13 protein-coding genes are annotated in these 14,988 nt (G+C 64.4%); 3 read left to right on the top strand and 10 right to left on the bottom strand.

The window, feature by feature from the left end; genetic code table 11:
- Positions 1-73: 73 nt before the first annotated feature.
- The 5 genes from XH92_RS21025 to XH92_RS21005 form a co-directional block, all read right to left on the bottom strand.
- Complete coding sequence (locus XH92_RS21025; RefSeq protein ID WP_194460866.1) at positions 74-730, bottom strand: carboxymuconolactone decarboxylase family protein; 657 nt, start codon at positions 728-730, stop codon at positions 74-76.
- A gap of 84 nt (positions 731-814) precedes the next feature.
- Positions 815-1,627, bottom strand: a complete 813-nt coding sequence (blaOXA, locus tag XH92_RS21020; protein WP_194460865.1) for a class D beta-lactamase — start codon at positions 1,625-1,627, stop codon at positions 815-817.
- Between the two features lie 132 nt (positions 1,628-1,759).
- Positions 1,760-2,023 carry an EscU/YscU/HrcU family type III secretion system export apparatus switch protein gene (locus XH92_RS21015; protein ID WP_194460864.1) on the bottom strand — a complete coding sequence of 88 codons (264 nt, stop codon included), beginning with the start codon at positions 2,021-2,023 and terminating at the stop codon, positions 1,760-1,762.
- Positions 2,020-3,603, bottom strand: a complete 1,584-nt coding sequence (locus tag XH92_RS21010) for a flagellar hook-length control protein FliK (RefSeq protein ID WP_194460863.1) — start codon at positions 3,601-3,603, stop codon at positions 2,020-2,022. The genes XH92_RS21015 and XH92_RS21010 overlap by 4 nt, the downstream gene beginning before the upstream one ends.
- Before the next feature lie 64 nt (positions 3,604-3,667).
- Positions 3,668-4,453: an ATP12 family chaperone protein gene (locus XH92_RS21005; RefSeq protein WP_194460862.1), complete on the bottom strand. Its 786-nt coding sequence runs from the start codon at positions 4,451-4,453 to the stop codon at positions 3,668-3,670.
- 70 nt (positions 4,454-4,523) lie between these two features.
- Here XH92_RS21005 and XH92_RS21000 point away from each other — a divergent pair, with 70 nt between their 5' ends.
- On the top strand, positions 4,524-4,979 hold the full coding sequence (locus tag XH92_RS21000) for a hypothetical protein (protein WP_194460861.1): 456 nt from the start codon (positions 4,524-4,526) through the stop codon (positions 4,977-4,979).
- A 76-nt stretch (positions 4,980-5,055) separates the two neighbouring features.
- On the opposite strand, the gene XH92_RS20995 is transcribed toward XH92_RS21000, so the two are convergent.
- The 5 genes from XH92_RS20995 to XH92_RS20975 form a co-directional block, all read right to left on the bottom strand.
- The gene (locus XH92_RS20995; protein WP_194460860.1) at positions 5,056-6,417 is read right to left on the bottom strand and encodes an amidohydrolase family protein; all 1,362 of its coding nucleotides are present in this window, start codon (positions 6,415-6,417) and stop codon (positions 5,056-5,058) included.
- Between the two features lie 93 nt (positions 6,418-6,510).
- Positions 6,511-7,074 (bottom strand): HdeD family acid-resistance protein, encoded by a 564-nt coding sequence (locus XH92_RS20990; protein WP_194460859.1) that lies wholly within the window; start codon positions 7,072-7,074, stop codon positions 6,511-6,513.
- Between the two features lie 113 nt (positions 7,075-7,187).
- Positions 7,188-8,840: an MFS transporter gene (locus XH92_RS20985; RefSeq protein WP_194460858.1), complete on the bottom strand. Its 1,653-nt coding sequence runs from the start codon at positions 8,838-8,840 to the stop codon at positions 7,188-7,190.
- Positions 8,841-8,913: 73 nt separating this feature from the next.
- Entirely contained in the window at positions 8,914-9,912 is a 999-nt protein-coding gene (gene glsA / locus XH92_RS20980) for a glutaminase A (RefSeq protein WP_194460857.1), read from the bottom strand.
- A 232-nt stretch (positions 9,913-10,144) separates the two neighbouring features.
- Positions 10,145-10,450, bottom strand: a complete 306-nt coding sequence (locus tag XH92_RS20975) for a hypothetical protein (RefSeq protein ID WP_194460856.1) — start codon at positions 10,448-10,450, stop codon at positions 10,145-10,147.
- A 531-nt stretch (positions 10,451-10,981) separates the two neighbouring features.
- On the opposite strand from XH92_RS20975, the gene XH92_RS20970 reads away from it, so the two are divergent.
- Positions 10,982-12,790 (top strand): multicopper oxidase family protein, encoded by a 1,809-nt coding sequence (locus tag XH92_RS20970; RefSeq protein WP_210345567.1) that lies wholly within the window; start codon positions 10,982-10,984, stop codon positions 12,788-12,790.
- Complete coding sequence (locus tag XH92_RS20965; protein WP_194460855.1) at positions 12,790-14,964, top strand: alkaline phosphatase family protein; 2,175 nt, start codon at positions 12,790-12,792, stop codon at positions 14,962-14,964. The genes XH92_RS20970 and XH92_RS20965 overlap by 1 nt, the downstream gene beginning before the upstream one ends.
- Positions 14,965-14,988: the final 24 nt, after the last annotated feature.

Genomic DNA, 14,988 nt, shown 5'->3' with positions numbered 1-14,988 from the left:
TCTTGAGAACGGCCGCCGGAGGCGGCCTTTGCCTCTCCCCGCACGCGGGGCAAGGTGAAGCGGAGGCCGCGCCCTACTTCTCGCCGACCTTGAACGGCTCCTCCTTGCCAGGCGGCACGGTCTCCTCGGCCATCGCCAGGATCATCGCGACCATCACGTAATTGCCGGCGACCGCGGTGAGGTCGACGATCTGCTGGTCGTTGAAAACCTTCTTCGCCCGCGCATAGGTCTCGTCGGAGACCTTCTTGGTGGTGGTGAGCTCGGTGACGAAATCGTACACCACGGCCTCGTCGTCGGTCATTTTCGTCGGCCGGTTGCCGGCCTTCAGCTCGGCGATCACGTCAGCCGACAGTCCGGCCTTGGCGGCAAGCGGCGCGTGCGCGAACCACTCGACCTGCGAGCGCCACTGCCGGCCGATGATCAGGATCGCGAATTCGTTGAGCCGCGTCGGCACCGAGGTCTGCCAGCGCAGATAATAGAACAGATCATAGAGCCGCTGGCCGAGCACCGGGCTTCTGATCATCGGATTGTAGGGACCGCCGATGCCGACGCTCGACACCTTCATGATCGCCTCGCCGAGCGGCCGCTGCTGGTCGCTCAGCTGATCCATTGTGAGCTGCGGGAAACGCGGCTCCTTGCTGGTGGCCGGCGCCGAAAACATCGTGGCCGCGAGCCAGCCGCCGGCCGCGGCCAGCGTGAGCGACGAGAGCCAGACGGATGCTGATTGCATGATTTCCTCCGCATATGATTTTATCGGAGGATGCTAGTCGAGCAGCGCGGCGGCCACCAGCCGCAGCACACGCGGATCAGCTCGTCACAGCGCGACGATATCGGTGAGGCATTGCTGCGTGACGCTCATCCGCGCGTCGATCTGCGCCTGCGTCTTGCAATCCATGTTCATCGCGAACACCGTGACGTCGCCGCCCTTCTCGGCCCAGCCGACCAGCCAGCCGAGCGAGCCGTGCTCCTTGTCGGTGAGGCCAGTCTTGGCGCGAATGACGGCGTCGCCGACTTTGGTGACGGGAAGGATGTCGCACACCACCTCTTGGCTCCGCTTGCCGACCGGCAGCACGCCGCGGCGCAGGCGGTCGAGGAAGTCGATCTGCTGCACCGGATCGATCCGCAAATTGCCCGAGACCCAGAACTGATCGATGCCGCCGCCGATGTCGCGGTTGCCGTAGTCGATGATGTCGAGATACTTCTGCATCCGCTCCTCGCCGATCCGGCGGGCGATCTCCTGGAACACCGGAAATGCCGACACCGCGATCGCCGAGCGCAGCGTGTGATCCTTGTTCCAGGCCTCAATGCTGCGCGTCGTGCCGTCCCACTTGAAGACGTCCTTGTCCGGGTCCTGCACCACGCCGGTCTCGAGCGCGATCAGCGCGTTCGGGATCTTGAAGGTCGAAGCCGGCAATTTGCCCTCGCCCGAGCGAACCTTGTCGCTCGCGATGATCAGATAGTCCTCGATCTTGTAGCCGACGAAGGTGCCCTCGGTGCCGAGATCGAAGAACCGCTTTTGCAGGTCCTCGCGAAACTCGCTGCGCTGGTAGGACACGTTGGCAAAGCTGCGCGACGGCAGGATGGCTGCGGCGGCGAACAGACCGAGCGCATGGCGGCGATGGATCACGGGGACCTTGGGTTGGTTCGCATCGATGAGGATGGTGGATGCCATCGTGGTAAAAGGATGGCAATAAGGCTCTCTTGTCTGACGCGTTTTCTTCGCGCGAACCGGTCCTCACTTCGCTTGAAAACGCTATAGCTACCGCGCCCGTCCCGACATCCGCAGCACGAATACCAGCACCTCGGCGACGGCCTTGTAGAGCTCGGCCGGGATCTCGTCGCCGAGCTCGACATTGGAGAGCGCGCCGGCCAGCACCTCGTTCTGCTCGATCGGGATGTCGTTGGCCTTGGCGACCTCGATGATCTTGGCGCCGATCGCCCCCTTGCCTTTCGCCACGACGCGCGGCGCACCGGCGTGATCGTAATGCAGCGCGACCGCGAGCTGGTTCTGCGCATCGCTCATGAGGCACGGTCCAGGAAGTGGCCGGCGCGTGCCGGCACAGGTTGCGGCGGGCTGCCGTCGCGGATCTCGATATCGCCGGGCGTGAGCTCGGCGCGGGTCAGCGCCTGGCTCAATTCGGAGGCGCCGGCGCGCAGCTGCGCGGCGGTCGAGGGACGCTCGGCCCACATCCGCACCGAGGTGCGCTCGCCGTTCAGCGAGACCAGCGCGTGCACCGGACCGGCCGGCTCGACGTCGAGCGTGAAGCGCGCCCGCCAGACCCGCTTGGCGGCTTCGACTTCAGTGCCGCTGCCGTCGCGGGAAATCTCGAACTGCGCCATCGCCGTGCCCTGCTGGGTCAGGAACGGGATCTCGAAATTCCAGCGCGGCACCATGGCATCGAGCTGCGGACGCGAGCCGTCGCTGCGATCCGGCAGCGAAGCGATTTGCAGCAGCGTCTGCCGCGCCAGTGCCGCGTCGGTGTTTTCCAACAGGCGGTGCGCGGCGGCAGCGAGCGGCGTGCCTGACGCAATCGACGGCTCGGCAACGGCTTGCGCCGACGGCAGCGCGCCGTGAAACGGCGGTGGCGGCGTGCTGCCGCGCGCGGGCACATCGCCGGGCAGCATCTCCCTCGATGCGGCACCCTGCCGCGCCGGGTTGCCGAGCTCGTGCAGCGCTTCCTGGATGAGATTGAGCGCGCCGCCGGATGACGGGCCGGCATCGAGCGCATCGGCGAGTGCGCCAGCGAGCCCGGTGGCGCCGCCGCGAGCGATATCTTCGGCAACCGGCACGCGCGCCTGCGGCAGCAAGATCTCCTGAACCTCGAGCTCGGGCATCGACGGCGGCACAATGCTCGGCGCCGTGCCGGCACTGGCGAGCGCCGGTTGCTGCAGCGACGTGGATGCGGGCCTTGCGGCATCGCCAGCACCGAGCGAGGTCAGCGCCTGGCGCAGCACGATCAGCGCGGCCTTCAGGTCGGGCACGCTGCCGCTCGCCGGCGCTACGCCCGAGGCGAGCGTCGCCTCCAGCAGCAGGCCGGATTTCTGGAAGCCGGCCTTGACGGCATCGCCGCTCAAATTCTCGGTCAGGCCGGTCTGCTGGGCCAGCACCTGTGCAATTGCGGCCTGCAACTTCGGCGGCAGATTGGCCGCGGCGACTGCCGTGAGATTGGCAAACAGCGGCGCCTGGCTGCCCTGCACGGCGGCCGCATGCTGCGCCACAGCCGTGATGGTGACACGCTCCAGCGGCGTCAGTGCAGCCTTGGGCGCCGTGGCGACGGGTTGCGGAGCGGCGGTGACGTTGGTCGCCGCCGGCGACAATTGCACGGCATCGCCGCTGTCGGCCCCCGGCCCGACCAGTTGCAGGCGGATGCCGTCATTGGTCTGCGAGACCGCAAGCTGCAGGTTCTGGCCCTGCTGCAGCGGCACCTCGGTCTGGACGTCGATCGACAGGCTCGCGATCGCGATCCGCACCAGATCGGCAGACAGGACCTTCAGCACCTGCGCATTGACGACGCTACCGGCCTCCAGCGTGAGATCAGGCGCGACGCTGTCCGCCTCCTTCGAGGCGAGCACCGGCAGCACGGGATTGATGGCGATAGCCATGTCGGAGGTCTCGGCCAGACGCGAGGGACGTGCCGCAGGCTAGCCCGGCGCCGTAAACCCCCCGTTAACCGGCAGCCGGCCGCAGCTCCCTGAGAACGCCGGCGGCGGCCTTGAAATCGACCTGCCGGGCGGCGCGGCGCGCGGCGACCTCCTCGTCGACGCCCCATTTCTCGATGTTCCAGTCCTCGTCGACATGGGCGGCGGCCCAGACCTGGTCCTCGTCGCGGACGCCATGGGCCAGCGCCAGCGCCAGCAGCGCCGAGCCGGTCAGCGTCGTCACCACATGGAGTGCCGCGACCGACCACGGATCAGTCGGAAACGCGGCGCGCGCCGCCCTGATCGCCGGCTCGGGCTGGCCGACGTGCATCACCCCTTCGGCCATTACGAAATGGGCGCCGAGCGCATCGGCGGCCCAGAACAGGATCGGGTCCCATTGCTGCGCCTCGCGCGCCACCAGCGTCTCGGGATGGCCGGCACGGTAGAACAAGAGGTCACTGCCCAGGAACTTGGCCGCATCGTCGGCGACCTCGTCGACGCGATCGATCACCCCCTCGATCACGCTGTTGGCAAGCCGCGTCAGCGGCATGGTCATGGGATCGATGGTCTCGCCCTGCGCATTCCATTCGGCCGCAACCGCATCGGCAATGGCGCGGGTCGGCACCACGATCGGCTTGCCGGACGGCGAACGGATCTGCTTGCCGTCGAGCGTGACCGAAAATCCGCCGTCGGCCTCGGCGACGCCGGCGCTGGTGTAGAACCGCTTGCGCTGCGGCGTGCGGATATGGCGCCGCACCGCCTCCTGCGGATCGAGCGGGGATTGTTCAGGGACGTCGTCGAAGAGTTCGCGCATCGCGCCGGCCGGCTTTCGTTCGGAAGGATTTCCCTGCAAGATATGTCAGGGACTACGGCAAATAAAGCTCATGGAACGCGCCCAAATCCTCGCCGGTTTCCTGCTCGTTGCGGCCGCCATCGGGGCCGCCCGCGCCGATGCCGGGTTCCGCTCGCCGGAATCGCTGATCCGCAACGTCTACGCCCATTACGGAAAAGGCAGCCCGGCGTTTTCCAACGGCCTGCCGCGCGACGACGAAACGGCACGCCAATTCTTCGATGCCCCCCTGCGCGGCGTCTGGACCGCCCTGCACGATGCGCCGTACGATTTCCTGGTGCAGAGCCCGACCTGGCGGCTCGGTCCGATCTCGATCGCAACTCCGCGCCGGCAGTTCGACAAGACCGACATAACGGTCACATTCGACAATGAAGGCCGCGCGGTCACGCTCAACTTCATCGTCGTCAACAGTCCCGACGGCTGGGTGATTTCGGACGTCGAGAGCGCGCACGATTCGCTGTGGATGTTTCTCGTGCAGTTCAGGCGCTAGCGGCCAAGCCGTCTCGCCCCGATGCGCACCACTGCTTTGACGCAACCGCCCGGCCCGTCCTGTCATCACGGCGCGTCTATTTGTTGCGGTCACCACCGAGAAGGTTCTTGTAGACCTTTCCGTCCTTCATGATGACCAGGAAGTTCTTTGCCGGATCCTCGATCAGCTTGATGTTGTCGAGCGGATTGCCGTCGACCAGCAGAAGGTCGGCCAGCGCGCCTTCCTCCACCACGCCTAGCCTGCCTGGATATGGGTTTCGAAGCCCGGACAGGTTGAGCAACTCGGCATTCGTCGATGTCGCCATCGCAAGCGTTTCGGCCGGCGTATACCATCGCGTAAGGGTCGTCAGCATGGCACCTTGCCGGTCAGCGAGCGCCTTCGAGAACAGAACGTCGGTGCCGAATGCCGTCTTCAGCTTGTACTTCTTCGCAAAACCGTAGACCCTGTCGGTGCCGGCAATGACTTGGCGCAACTTGTCCTGCTCCGCAGGTCCAAGGGCGCTGGCGCCCGACGGATCGAGGAAGGGCTGAGTGCTCAGCCAAACTCCCTTGTCCGCCATCAGGCGGGCCGACGCTTCGTCCATCAAGTGACCGTGCTCGATAACCTTGACGCCCGCTGCGATCGATCGCTGGATCGCGACCGGCGTATAGGCGTGGACGGCGACGTAAGTGCCCCAGTTCTCGGCGGCTTCGACCGCGGCGCGCAGCTCCGGTTCGGTGAACGTTGACACATCGATCGGACTGAACGGCGACGCCACCCCGCCGCCCGCCGTGAGCTTGACCTGCGTCGCTCCCTGCATGAGCTGCTCGCGCGCGCGGACGCGGACTTCATCCGGGCTGTCCGCGACCATGCTGCCGCCTATCCGCTCCATGCGGCTGAGCATGCCGCCGATCGTTCTGGGCAGATCGGACAGCTGCCGAAAGTCGCCATGGCCGCCGGTGATGGTGATGATGGCACCGGATGGGTAGATGCGCGGACCGACGACGAGCCCCTCGTCGATCGCCCGCTTGAGGGAAAACGCCGGTCCGCCCATATCGCGAACGGTGGTAAAGCCTCGCATGAGCGTGGCTGTTGCCTCCGCGGCCGCAAGAAGGTTGGTGTAGCCGATATCGTTGGCCATTGCGGACGCCGGCGTCGGGCGTACGAGCATTGCGTGCCAATGCGCATCGATCAGCCCGGGCATGAGCACCCGTCCGTCGCCGGCGATCACCTGGGCGTCGGCCGTGATCGCCGCGGTCGAAATTATCTCGATCTTGTTGTTCCGGATCAGCACATTGGAGGGTGCCGAGAGTGCGCCATTCCTGCCATCAAAAATGCGGACATTCTGGAACAGCACGCCGGCGTCCTGCTGCGCGCGCGCGGGCGGCGAGCCAGCGAGGCCTGCCCCGATCAACGCAGCCAGTGCCGAAACGAAGACGCTTTTGCTCAAACCTGACATGTCCACTCTCCGCCGATCAGACCTCGTTCGAGACCGTCATTGATCTCGCTGTGTGCGGGACCAGAGGATGGTTGATTGCAGTTCCTTGACGGCCTACCGAGCCGTCCTGGCGGCAGGCTGCAACGCGTAGGTCAGCCATCCCACGCCATGAGACAGCAGATCGATCCCCAGCAGCAACCCGAGCACCCACAGCCCGGTGACCGGAAACCCGGTCAGAATGACGAGGCCTGCGAGGACGCCAAACACCCCGGATGCCAGCATGATCCAGCCGGACTGCTGCCGATGGCCGATGCCGACCAGCATGCGCACAATCCCGGAGATCAAAAGCATGAGGCCGAGAGCATAGGTCAGGAGCAGCGCACTCGCCACCGGCTGGCTGAGCAGGACGATGCCGCATGCAAGGTAGAGCACCCCAAGCAGAAGCTGCCAGACGAATCCGCCCCAGCCCTTGGTCCAGAACGCGTGCACGATCTCGAACGCACCGGCGACGACCGCGGTCCAGCCGATGAAGATGGCGCTGATCACCGTGAAAAGCACGACATCCCCCAGGACCAGCAGGCCCGCGCCGATCATGACGAGGCCGAGCAGTACGCAGACCCATAGAGGCGGGCCAGGCAGGCCGCGGAGCATCGTGGAACTGTTCTCATAGGTGGCCATCTCGTCCTCCCTCAATCCCAAGCAGCAACGGCACGGTCATGCATTCCATTTCTTCCATGCCCGGCTCCTCGCAGTTGTTGCCGAGAGCTTCCTGCGGTGGGGCCAGCATCCAATCAGGCCGACCGCTCGCCCTCGCCTGTCGCTCCGTCGTCAGGTATTTCTCCCGGCCGGTAATTCGGCAGCCGGCCTGCGGGAATGACCGCGAGCAGAGCGAGGCCGGCCATGATCAGCAATCCGATCTTCAGCGCGCGCAGCCGCGCCTCGGTGTTGACGCGGACCGCTTCCTCGACCTGCTGCGGCGTACCGCTGGTGCCCTCGAGCACGCTGCGCAGCCGGTCATTGCTGACGAAGGTGATGTTGCTGAGATCGACCTGGCTCTGAAGCTCCTTGGTCAGCACCGGACTGGCCGCGATCCTGCCGAGCGCGATCGTGCTCAAGAGACCGACGAGAAGAGCTCCGGCCACTGCGGTGCCAACCGCAGCCGCCAGATTCTGTGTGGTTCCGCGCACCGACCCGACATCCCCGGCCAATTGCTTGGGCGAGGCCGTGACCAGAACGTTGAACAGCAGCGTCACCAGGGAGCCCTGGCCGATGCCGAACAGCACGAGTCCGAACAGAACGGGAATCGCGCTCCAGTCGTTGCGCACAACGGACGCGAGCCACAGCAACGCGACGGTGCAGAGGCCGAAGCCGAAGCGTCCGATCTGGCGGGGCGTCAGTTTGTCGTAGAGATTGACGATCAGCATCGCCGCGACAAACACGGTCAGGTTGAAGGGCATCATCGCAATCGCGGTCGCGATCGGCGATCGTCCCTGCACGATCTGGATATAGAGCGGCACCGTAAAGTTCAGGGCGGCCTCCAGCGCCACGACCGCGAATAGCGCGTAGACGGCACACCGCTCCTCCGGCGAATCGACCACCTCCAGCGCCAGCAGCGGCGTCCTCCCTGCGGCTTGCTGCCGATGCGTCCACATCAGGAATGCCTGCCCGAGCACAATGCCGAGGACGATCAGGATCGGTGCCGGCGAAACGCCCAGCACGTCGAACGGTGCGTTGGCGGTCGCCAGGATCACGCCCCATCCATTCAGATTGTTGAATCCGAAACTGATGAAAATGATTGCGCTCGCGGCAAGCGCGACGCCGATCAGATCGATCTGAACATCCGGGCGCCCGCGGTCCGGCCGCAGACGGAAACTCAGCGCGAAAGCGATCGCCGAGGCAGCGATGAGAATTGCAAACGCAGGGCGCCAGCCGATATAGGTCCCGAGCAGCCCGCCGATGACAAATGCCAGCACGCCGGCGGCAGCCCGCGCCGAGCCAAGCGCACCAAGGGCCGTCGCCTGCTGGCGCCCGGCATAATTCTCGGCAATCAGCGCGACGAGCGACGGCACGATCACCGCGCCCGCGGCGCCGCAAAGCGCCTGAGCGGAAATCATGACGGAGGCCGTGGGGCTGAACGTCATCGCGATCTGCGCTATCAGGAAAAGTACGACGGCAGCGCGAAAGACCTGCACCGCCCCGAACCTTTGTGCGAGCTTCGCGCCAAGCATCACGAACCCGGCCACCAGCATCGAGTAGGCCACGATCCCGGTCGCGACCGTGGTCGGCGCCACTCCAAAGCTCGCCACCATTCCTCCCATGGCGACCGGCAGCGATGCGACGTTGAACGACATGATCATCTGACCGCACGCAATCGCGATCATGGGTACCCATGATGCATGTTCGTCCTGCTGAATGTCGCCGATCGAGATAGCTTGCGTTGCCATCGCGTCCTCCAACCTTCCCGGCCTTGCGATCGATCGAGCGACAGCTCGACCGATCCCTGGAGTGTGCTGTTGTTCATTCGTCCGGTTGGGACACGAACAGATCCATACCCAGTCTCTGCGACAGGAACTTCGCGGCGAGCTGCCCTCGCACGCTGTTGCCGGCTGCATCCAGTAGCGGAGCGAAGGTGCCGAAGCCACCTTTTCCCGGAGCCACGGCGACGATGCCGCCACCGATGCCGCTCTTGCCGGGCAAACCGATGTCGTACAGCCAATCGCCTGACGTCTCGTACAATCCGGCGGTAACCATGACGGCCAGCGCATAATGGCAGACGGCCGCATCGACCACCCGTTGCCTGGTGACCGGATTGACCCCACCATCAGCCAGCGTCGCGCCCATCACGGCGAGATCCCTGGCGCTCACATTCAGCGAACATTGCCTTGTGTAAAGATCGGTCGCCTGCTTGGCGTCGCAGTAGATCCGGTCATAGCTCTCCAACAGCCGCGCGATGCTTCGATTGCGAAAATTGGTCTCCGAAGCCGATGCGTAAACTTCCTCATTGAGCGAAAGCTTGCGGCCCGCGAAGCGCGACAGGCCGTCATGAATGAACTGCCATTGCTCCTCCGGGCTCGAGCCTGGCACCAGGCTCGTGGTCGCGATCGCGCCCGCATTCACCATCGGGTTGGTACGCCCGGCGCCGTGCTCGATCGCCGCCAGCGAATTGAACGGAAGCCCGGTCGCATTCGCGCCCAATCTTGCGCGGGCCTCTTCGGGGCCGATCGCCTCGCACACCAGCGCGAACACGAATGGTTTCGATACACTCATGATCGAGAATTCGTAATCGATATCGCCGGCGCCGTGCACGGGTCCGCCGGTGCCGGCCACGCAGACGCCGAACAGCTCACTCGGCACCCTCGCCAGCGCCGGGTAGACCTGCGAGTTGCAGCCTTCGCTGTTCGACTTGAAGCGCAGGTGAGCCTGAGACACGAGCTCCTGCACCATCTCGGGATCGGGCAAGTGCCCCGTCGAGATGAAAGGCCGCTCCGCTTGTTCCGCGATCGAAGGTCGCCACATTGGCTCTCCTTCCGGATTTCGACCTTACTGCTTCAGGTCTTCTAGTCGGCAACCCAAAGTAGGCGCCCAAAAAAACACGGAGTCAACGATCCGCTCCTACAGCATTTACAATGCTTGCGTTGGTCTGGCGCACTTTACGACAAATGGGCTGAACGCGTTGCGCGTCGCAGAATTACAGCACTATGCAAGTTGTGCCATTTTCATCGACTGCTGCGACGTTAGCGCCGCCATGTCAGCAGCGCTGCCCAATCGCCCGTGGCGCAATTGAATCAAAAGAGAAGTCATGGATCACCAACGAGCGATTTCCATCGTTGGCGCGCGAGAGTACGATCGTCGCGTGCGGATGTGAACCTGCTGCCTGTCCGAACAACACCGGCACGCGGCGATGGTGGAATGCCCGCATCACTTGCAGAGTGAGGTTGATCATGGTGGCGCGCGCAAGCGACGGACAGTTTCTGCTCGTAAAGAAGCTTGGTGGGCTTTTGGCTATCGTTCTTGGCTGCTTGTTGACCGCGGTGGGTGTGACGTTCGAATCCACGAGCACAAGCGTTGTTGGCGTCCTGCTTCTTGTGCTCGGAGCAGTCCTGCTCACGCTCAAGATCATGCGACGAAATCAAAGCGGTCCGTTTGGATAGCCAAACCGACTCGCCCATTCGACCGCTTTGAACCGCTTCGCAAATTGCCGGGGCCGGCACGTCCCGTGCACGGGCAACGTGTGTTCGTCAGACCGTGCCCTGCCCTGGTTCCGGACAGGCGACAGGATCGCGACGGAAAAATATCTGAGGGTTGCCTTCGCGTCCTGCTTTCTCCGCAATTCGGTCCGTGAATGATCCATCCGATTGATCGCTCAGCGAGTTTGAACATCGCACGCTCGCTCCGCGTCGAAGTGCCGCAAGTTTCTGTCATCTGCGTGTTAAGAACCTGCCAGATTCCGGCAACAACGCGCGGCTAGCGTCCCGATACCAAACAGAAGCATTTGTCGACCATTGCGGTCGCAAGACGTGGACTGACGTCACGTGAGGCGTCCGTGCGCGTTTGCGCGCCTGTGTCGACGTATTGGCAGGGCGGCGTGGCACGACGACTTTCGACCGTTTGTTGTGTCATCGCCGCGGCCTGCCTCGGGCTTGCTGCGAGCGGCGCGATGGCGTGGCTCGGCGCAACCGGCCTTCAGGATGCGCCGCAAACGCAACGCGATGTCTGCGCACGGCCCGAGCCCGGAAGCGCGATCGATGAACCTGCCGAGTTGCGCAGCCGCGACGGCATGCTGGAAACCGACCTCGGCATCCACGATCAGAAGCTGCCTGATGGAACGAGCCGCTATTGCTATCTGACACCGGACGGCAAGCCGTCGCCGACCCTGCGCGTGAGGCCGGGCGATCAGCTGGTCATCCATTTCAAGAACGACCTCGTCGACCTTGATACGACAACGCCTGCGATCGACCGCCCGCTCGCCGGCGCGCCGATCTGCACGACGCGAAAACAGGCCGATGTTTGCGCGAGCGGCGCGATGACGCCGATCTCGACCAATCTGCACTTCCATGGCCTGACCGTGCCGCCGGTCTGCCATCAGGATGGCGTGCTGAAGACCTCGATCCAGCCCGACGACGCACCGTTCGAATACCGCCTGCGGATTCCGGACGACGCACCGCCCGGCCTCTATTGGTATCACCCGCATCTGCACGGCTTCAGCAAGACGCAGGTGCTCGGCGGCGCCTCCGGCGCCATCATCATCGAGGGCATCGAACGCGCCGATCCACAGCTTGCCGGCCTGCCCGAGCGCGTGCTCGTGATCCGCGACCAGGATCTCGTCAATCCCGACGCGCCGCCGTCGAAGTTCGAGCCGGTCATGACCAAGAGCCAGCTCGACAATGACGGTGACGTCGCCAACTCCGGCACCGGCTTCGGCAAACCGTCGAAGGACCTCTCGGTCAACTTCGTGCCGGTGCCCTATCCGACCTACCCGCCGGCCAGGCTGACGATGAAGCCGGGCGAGCGGCAGCTCTGGCGTGTGCTGAACGCGTCCGCGATCACCTATCTCAACCTCGCGCTGCTGGTCGACCGCACGCCGCAACAGATCGGTATCGTCGGACTCGATGGCGTGCCGCTACAGTTCGACGGCAGCCCTTCGCCGCCAGTGCAATGGGTCAACCATATCGGCCTGCCGCCGGGCTCGCGCGCCGAATTCATCGTCGAAGGACCGCCGGCCGGCAGCTCGGCCCTGCTGGTGACGCGCGCGGTCGACACTGGACCCGCCGGCGAGAACGACCCCAACCGCGCGCTGCTGGCGATCACGGCCTCGGCCAATGCCGGCGAGCCGCAGGCTGCGCTGCCAGCTCACGCCGAGCCGCTTCCGAAACCAGAGCGGCCGTGGGTCGGGAACGTCGCGCCGGTGCGCGTCAGAAAACTGTTCTTCTCCGAACAGCCGGAGAACCCGAACGATCCGAACAGCCCGACCAAGTTCTTCATGACCCTCGATGGCGAGACGCCAAAACCGTTCGATCCGCAATCGGACATTCCCGACATCACCGTGAGGCAGGGCGACGTCGAGGACTGGATCATCGAGAACCGCTCGATGGAGCTGCATGATTTCCACATCCACCAGCTTCACTTCCAGCTGCGCGACTGGTCCGGCGTCGCAGTCAACGAGCCGTTCCTGCGCGATACCGTCAACGTCCCCTACTACAACACCCGGATGCTGAAATATCCGAGCGTGCGCCTGCGCATGGATTTTCGCGATCCCAACATCGTCGGCACCTTCGTCTACCACTGCCACGTCCTCGAGCATGAAGACGGCGGCATGATGGGACGGATCAAGGTCGTGCCGCGCGACACCGCAAGTTCCACCAAGCCGCTCAACCAGCAAAAAGGAGAGCTTTAATGCGCGACAGGCACAAGTCACGTTGGCTGCAAGGTTGCCGCCTCACCCTCAGCGCACTTGCGCTAGGCCAGTTCACCGCCGGCCCGGTGCTTGCGCAGGACTGGGATCATCACGGTGGACACGGGACCCGCTCGCCGATCAAGCACGTGATCGTCATCATCGGCGAGAACCGCAGCTTCGACCACGTGTTCGCGACCTACGTGCCCGAACGGCACGACCAGAGCGTGTTCAACCTGCTCTCGCAGGGCATCGTCAAGCTCGATCACAACAAGAACGCGATCCCCGGGCCCAATTTCGAGAAGGCGCACCAGCAGGCAGCGACGGATACCGGCCTGAACGATGCCTTCCTGCTGAGCCCGCCGAAGCAGAACTTCCCCAAGGATCAACTGCCGGCTCCGCTGGTCGGCGGCCCCAAGGTCTCCTACATCCCGAACAAATGCGGCAGCTCGCCGATCACCACCTGTGAGGCGTCGCTCGTGCTGGCGCAGCAGTCGGAATCCGGCCTGCCGTCCGAGTACTATCAGTTCCTGCTGTCCGGCGGCACCGGTCAGACCTCGCAGACCCCCGACCAGCGCATCACCAATGTCAGCGCGCTGCCGGCCGGACCGTTCCAGCTCACCAACACCGATGCGATGCCTTACGACTCCTATTCGGCAAGCCCGGTGCATCGCTTCTACCAGATGTGGCAGCAGCTCAACTGCAGTCACTCGGCGGCGAGCCGCGACAATCCGTCCGGCTGCGGCGGCAATCTGTTCGCCTGGGTCGAAGTGACCGTCGGCGCCGGCGCCAACGGCGCGGCGCAGCCCTCCAACTTCTCCACGGACTATTCGCCGACGGCGACGACCACGGGTGAAGGCTCGACGGCGCTCGGCTTCTACAACGTGCAGAAGGGCGACGTGCCCTACTTCACGTCGCTGGCGCAGAAATACGCGATGAGCGACAACTTCCACCAGTCCGTCAACGGCGGCACCGGCGCCAACCACATCATGTTCGGCCATGCCGACATGCTCTACTTCAGCGACACCTACGGCAACGCCGCCGTGCCGCCGAACGGCACGCAGGTGTTCGGCGGCACGCCCGACGCCGGCATCGTCCATCAGATCGAGAATCCGAATCCGGCTTCAGGCACCAACAACTGGTACACCGAGGACGGTTACGGCGCCGGCGGCAATGGCGGCTTCCCGCCGCCCTTCCAGACGAGCCCGGTGTCCGGCGGCGGCTCCTACAGCGACTGCTCGGATCCGGGCCAGCCCGGCGTCAAGCCGATCCTGGACTACCTGAAGGGGATCCACATCAACGCGAACTGCGAACCGGGCCACTACTATCTCTTGAACAACTACAATCCCGGTTACTTCGGCAACGGCAAGAACGCCTACACCGACACCAATCCGTCCAACACCCCGTTCACGATTCCGCCGTCGACCCGCAAGAGCATCGGCGACAGCCTGAACGAGCGGAACATCTCCTGGAAGTATTACGGCGACCAGTGGAACAACTACGTCAACGATCCCTACCAGCTTAACTGGGGCGTAGCCGGTCCGAACGCCGACGAGTACTGCAACATCTGCAACCCGTTCCAGTACGACACCTCGATCATGTCGCACCCGGACCAGGTCGCAGCCCATATCAAGGATTCGGTTGATCTCTACTCCGACCTTTCCAAGCACACGCTGCCGGCGGTCTCCATCGTCAAGCCGAGCGGCTTCACCGACGGTCACCCGTCGTCCTCCAAGCTCAATTTGTTCGAGGGCTTCACCAAGAAGATCGTCGACCAGGTCCAGGCCTCGGACTATGCGAAGGACACCGCGATCTTCATCACCTTCGACGAAGGCGGCGGCTACTTCGACTCCGGCTATGTGCAGCCGCTCGATTATTTCGGCGACGGCACCCGTATTCCGCTGATCGTGGTGTCGCCGTTCTTGCGGCAAGGCCACATCTCGCATGAATATGCCGATCACGTCTCGATCATCAAATTCATCGAGCGGAATTGGCGCCTGGAGCCGATCACGCACCGCAGCCGCGACAACTACCCGAACCCGGTTGCGACGCCCGGCAATCCCTATGTTCCGGTCAACAGCCCGGCGCTCAGCGACCTGTTCGACTTCTTCGACTTCGACGGTGGCGGCCATCACCACGGTGACGGCAACGACCAGGGCGGCAACTGGAACAACTGACGACCGCACCTTGCGCAACAACAA

The sequence above is a fragment of the Bradyrhizobium sp. CCBAU 53421 genome, from assembly GCF_015291625.1.
Classification (GTDB): domain Bacteria; phylum Pseudomonadota; class Alphaproteobacteria; order Rhizobiales; family Xanthobacteraceae; genus Bradyrhizobium.
Note: the sequence above shows the minus strand (reverse complement) of the source record. Positions and strands in the feature narration are given on the sequence as shown.